The organism is Bartonella sp. AU18XJBT (assembly GCF_028618595.1).
Classification (GTDB): domain Bacteria; phylum Pseudomonadota; class Alphaproteobacteria; order Rhizobiales; family Rhizobiaceae; genus Bartonella.
The window spans coordinates 1-4,758 of the sequence record NZ_JAQITE010000070.1; the positions used below are offsets into that span (position 1 = coordinate 1).

The 4,758-nt window shown below is 35.3% G+C and carries 3 protein-coding genes and 1 tRNA gene; 2 read left to right on the forward strand and 2 right to left on the reverse strand.

Annotated features, from left to right (window positions below; genetic code table 11):
* Positions 1–372: toxin-activating lysine-acyltransferase (locus tag PVV60_RS09515; protein WP_273724549.1), on the forward strand; the 372-nt coding region annotated here is incomplete at its 5' end.
* Positions 373–605: 233 nt separating this feature from the next.
* Here the strand turns inward: PVV60_RS09515 and PVV60_RS09520 are convergent.
* A tRNA-Gln gene (locus tag PVV60_RS09520) sits at positions 606–680 on the reverse strand.
* Positions 681–1,547: 867 nt separating this feature from the next.
* Between PVV60_RS09520 and PVV60_RS09525 the strand changes: the two genes are divergently transcribed.
* Positions 1,548–2,150: a superoxide dismutase gene (locus PVV60_RS09525; protein WP_273724550.1), complete on the forward strand. Its 603-nt coding sequence runs from the start codon at positions 1,548–1,550 to the stop codon at positions 2,148–2,150.
* Between the two features lie 82 nt (positions 2,151–2,232).
* On the opposite strand, the gene PVV60_RS09530 is transcribed toward PVV60_RS09525, so the two are convergent.
* Positions 2,233–4,326 (reverse strand): S9 family peptidase, encoded by a 2,094-nt coding sequence (locus PVV60_RS09530; RefSeq protein WP_273724551.1) that lies wholly within the window; start codon positions 4,324–4,326, stop codon positions 2,233–2,235.
* Between the last annotated feature and the right edge of the window lie 432 nt (positions 4,327–4,758).

A 4,758-nucleotide genomic window follows, 5' to 3' on the forward strand; every position in this document is an offset into this window, starting at 1 on the left:
CGCCGCTGGCGAATCTGGGATATAGATCGAAATTTAGGACCAGCTTTACAGACTGGGCAATATAAACTCTATAAAAATGAACGTGGAGAATTTTGTGCCTTTATCACTTGGGCTTTTTTAGATGAAAAAAATCATCAATCTATGCTTGAAAAGGGAGAGCTTTTGTCCGATGCGGATTGGCAAGGCGGAGAATATATGTGGTTTATTGATTGTGTGGCACCCTATGGACATGCTGCTGGTATGGTACGTGACATGCAGCGGCATGTGTTTCCTAATCAGCATTATTGCTACGCTGTTCGGCGTAATGAAGATGGTGGAATACGGAAAATTACCCGCTGGTGTTGCTATAGAGCAAAAAATCCAGCTAAATAGTTTTTCTAAAGCAAGTGCGCATAAATCATTTACCCCTCGTCTTATAGAAAAGAATCTTTTAAAAGAGCTCTTTAAGCGATAGCTATAGTAAAAGAAAACCTTACCATATTTAGAGCTAACCCGATACAAATGGGTATTTTTCAACTTACCAGACTTGCTATGAATAGCAACAGACGGTTAAGGGGATTGATCCACTCTCAAGCTGAACTTTGATTAACTAATTTCACTAGAATTGGCTGGGGTACCTGGATTCGAACCAGGGAATGCCGGTACCAAAAACCGGTGCCTTACCGCTTGGCTATACCCCAAAAAAACACGCTTTATAGCGATTCTTGCACCTTATAGCGATTCCTGTGATTGGACGCAATATCTGAAAATCAAAGACCTTACTTTTTTATCATAAAATTTCTGAGTCTTGTATGGCATTGCATCGATACAAATTCGTAGCAGAAACTGATATACGGTTGTGCTTTTACACAAGTAGAAACTATTTATCCACCAATTATTTTGCTCTTTGTATTGATGTCCTAGGAACAGAAAAGCTTTTAGTTTACTCATGTATCTAATGAATTAGCATATGATTTACTTTTCTTGATATACTAAAATCTCATCGTTGCTTAACTAAGATAAAAGCTGTCACCATTGGGGACCGGTAAAGTGTGTGATAGTGCTGCTGTGCTCTTTTATTAAGCGTAAAGATGATAATGTCCACTGGCTTTTACATTATATTATTCATGGGTAGCGCCATAAAATGAAATCAAGTACATTGAAAAATATCTCCTAAAAAATAACACTTAATATTCTGTTGAAAACACTATGATACACCTATAGGTTAGAAGAGTTTTGCAAAAACTAAAACACATTTTATCTGGAATTTGAAAAAATAGAGATACAAAAACAAGGAATAATAGCTATTTCCGTTTACTTTTTATTCAAAAGATAATGATATTTTTTACCCATTCATAGATGTAAAAAATCTTCAGAAGCAATCTTTATATAGACTAATGCCCTTTTGGATTGATGAGCATGCATTTCCTAAAAGCCTCTTTTACAAAAAGAGAGACATTAAAATTAATTTCATACAAATAGATATTCAACATTTGCTTTTAAATTCGGTAAATGGCAAATTAGACTTATGAAATAAGCTTAACAATTAGAATCGAGGAGATTTTTAAATGGCTTTTGAATTGCCCCCGTTGCCTTATGATTACGATGCCCTTTCACCTTATATGTCACGCGAAACGCTTGAATATCATCATGATAAGCATCACCTCGCTTATCTTAACAACACCAATAATTTTGTGAAAGAGTTAGGCTTAGAAAATGAAAGCCTTGAAGATATTGTTAAAAAAAGTTTTGGAAAAAATATTGGTTTGTTTAATAATGCAGCACAATATTACAATCATAACCACTTTTGGCTTTGGATGAAAAAAGATGGTGGTGGCCAAAAACTTCCTGAAAAGTTAGCAAAAGCTATTGACGCTGATCTAGGTGGTTACGACAAATTCCGCGCTGATTTTATTGCTGCTGCTAGTGCCCAATTTGGTTCTGGATGGGCGTGGGTTGCTGTTAAAGATGGCAAGCTTGAAATTATGAAAACGCCTAATGGCGAAAATCCCTTAATTCACAATGCGCGACCTATTTTGGGTGTCGATGTGTGGGAACATTCCTATTACATTGATTATCGCAATACTCGACCGAAGTACCTCGAATCCTTTGTAGACCATTTAATTAACTGGGACTATGTTTTGAAACTTTATGAAGAATGTGACTTTTAAGCTATCTAGATAATTTTTTAGTGTATGAAAGTCCCTATAATCCAATAAATTATCGGGGACTTTCAAACAAAGGTATTATGGATTAGCAAAAGTCTTTTCCTACTACCTTTAGAATATATGCATAGATGTAGGCAACTTCTTCTAGCTTTGAAAAACGTCCAGCTGCACCAGCGTGCCCTGAATCCATATTAATACGTAATAAAATTTCATTATCGTCTGTTTTTAAGTCTCGTAATTTTGCCACCCATTTTGCAGGCTCCCAGTAAGTTACACGAGGATCTGTTAATCCTGCCATCACAAGTATAGGGGGATAGTTTTGAGCTTTGACATTATCGTAAGGTGAATAGGAAGCAATAAGCTTATAATCTTCTTCTGATTCAAGAGGATTCCCCCATTCGACCCATTCTGGAGGTGTGAGTGGTAATGATGCATCTAACATTGTCGCTAAGACATCAACAAAAGGCACATTCGCTACGATTCCAGCAAAATCCTGTGGAGCTATATTGGCAATGGCTCCCATCAACATCCCCCCTGCTGAACCACCATGAGCAATCAGCCGGTCGTGAGAAGTGAATTTGTTTTTTACAAGATAACGCCCACAAGCAATAAAATCTGTAAATGTATTGTGCTTAAAGAGATGTTTTCCTTTCTCATACCATTCTACACCCTTTTCTTTTCCTCCGCGAATATGAGCAATCGCGTAAATAAAACCTCTGTTTACGAGAGAAAGTACATTACTATTGAAACTGGCAGGAATAGAGATCCCATAAGCACCATAACCGTAAAGCAGACAAGGCGCACTACCATCAAGGGGAGTGTTTTTGTGATAAAAAAGTGAAATAGGAATCTTCTCACCATCGTCTGCTATTGCTGTAATACGTCGTGTTACATATGCATCTTTATTATGCCCAGAGGGAATTATTTGCGTTTTTAAAAGCATTCGTTTGCGACTTTTCATCTCATAATCAAACACTTGATCAGGTGTTGTCATAGACGAATAGGAAAAACGAATAGTTGGACTGTTATATTCTGCAGCCCCTTGCAGACCTAAAGAATAAGCCTCTTCAGTAAAAGCAATGGAATTAACTTTTCTAGTGGTACGTTCCATTACTTTTATATGTGGAAGCCCCTCAAAACGTTCGATCCAGACAAGAAAATCTTGATAAGCATCATGGGATAATATTAGGCACCCAAGCTGATGTGGGACAAACTCAGACCAATTTTCTGATTGTGGAGATGTATATGGCGCTACCATAATTTTGAAATCTTTTGCATTATCTAAATTGGTCAGAATATAAAAGACATCACCACCTTCTGTAAGTGAATATTCAATACCTTTTTGTCGTTTCCGTACACATTGGGGAATAGTAAAAGGCGCCTCAGCAGGAATTAGCCAGATCTCTGATGTTTCATGATCATGAATATTAATATAAATAATATCATTAAGCTTAGAACCGCTTACATCTAAGAAAAAACTCGGATTGTCTTCACGAAAAATAAGCTTATCTTGTGATTGATCAGTGTTTAATTGATGATAATAGAGCTCTGAAGGACGGTGATTTTTATCCATCTTAGTATAGAAAAAACCTTCAGATCTAGCATCCCATACAATTTGACCAGATGTATCAGTAATTGTGTCCATACAGTCAGACAATGTCTCAAAATTACGAATTTTAGCTGTATAGAATTCTGATCCTTTATCATCATAGGTCCATACCACATGTGTATGGTCAGGAGATTCTTGAACTGAACCAAATTTGAAATATTCTTTGCCTTCTGCCAAGACATCACCATTAAGGTACACGTTTTTTTCTCCGCCATTCCTTGGTGTCCGAAAATAATGTGGTTGTTGGCCTCCGGTAACATAAGAGAATCCGTAAGCAAAAGGACCATGTTTTATAGGAACAGAACTATCATTCTCTTGGATCCTGTTTTTCATTTCGGTAAAAAGCAAATCTCGTAATAGTTTTGTATCAGCCATTTGAGCTGATTGATAAGCATTTTCTTTTTCAAGATAATGTCGAATATTGGGATCTAGACAATTAGGATTTTTAAAAACATCTTGCCAGTTAGACGCACGTAGCCAATGATAGGGATCATCACGAAAAATACCATGATATATTTCCTTATGAGTGATTCTGGATGCTTTGGGAGGAATTGCAAAAGTGCGAGTCATACACAATCCTATATTAAAATATGTTAACAGCTTCGTTTATATCTTAGAATCACAATTGTTGATGCAAGTGTAAAAATCTATAAGTTCTATTCACTTGCAAAAATAGCGCCATGATAATTTTTAAAATTAATACCTTTCTGTTCATTACATATCACAGCTAGCGTATAAGAATTAATTGTTTTCTAAAGATATAATACCACTTTTATAATGAAAGTGACCGGTAAGACAATTAAACTATGAAAAAAGCAGTGATTTTTTTTGAAACAGTATAATTCCATAATTTTATAGAAATGAATAAATATATATAAATTATTATCACTACTGTATAAAAAATAAAAATATTCTACGTCATTTTATTGAATAGTTATTATATTATAAATAATGATATTATGTCATAATTATAGTATATTTTGTTTTTTATTATTAAATTTA

Excerpts from the sequence above, each read along its gene's own strand:
- PVV60_RS09525 (WP_273724550.1), top strand. The coding sequence starts at position 1,548 with ATGGCTTTTGAATTGCCCCCGTTGCCTTATGATTACGATGCCCTTTCA.
- PVV60_RS09530 (WP_273724551.1), bottom strand. The coding sequence starts at position 4,326 with ATGACTCGCACTTTTGCAATTCCTCCCAAAGCATCCAGAATCACTCAT.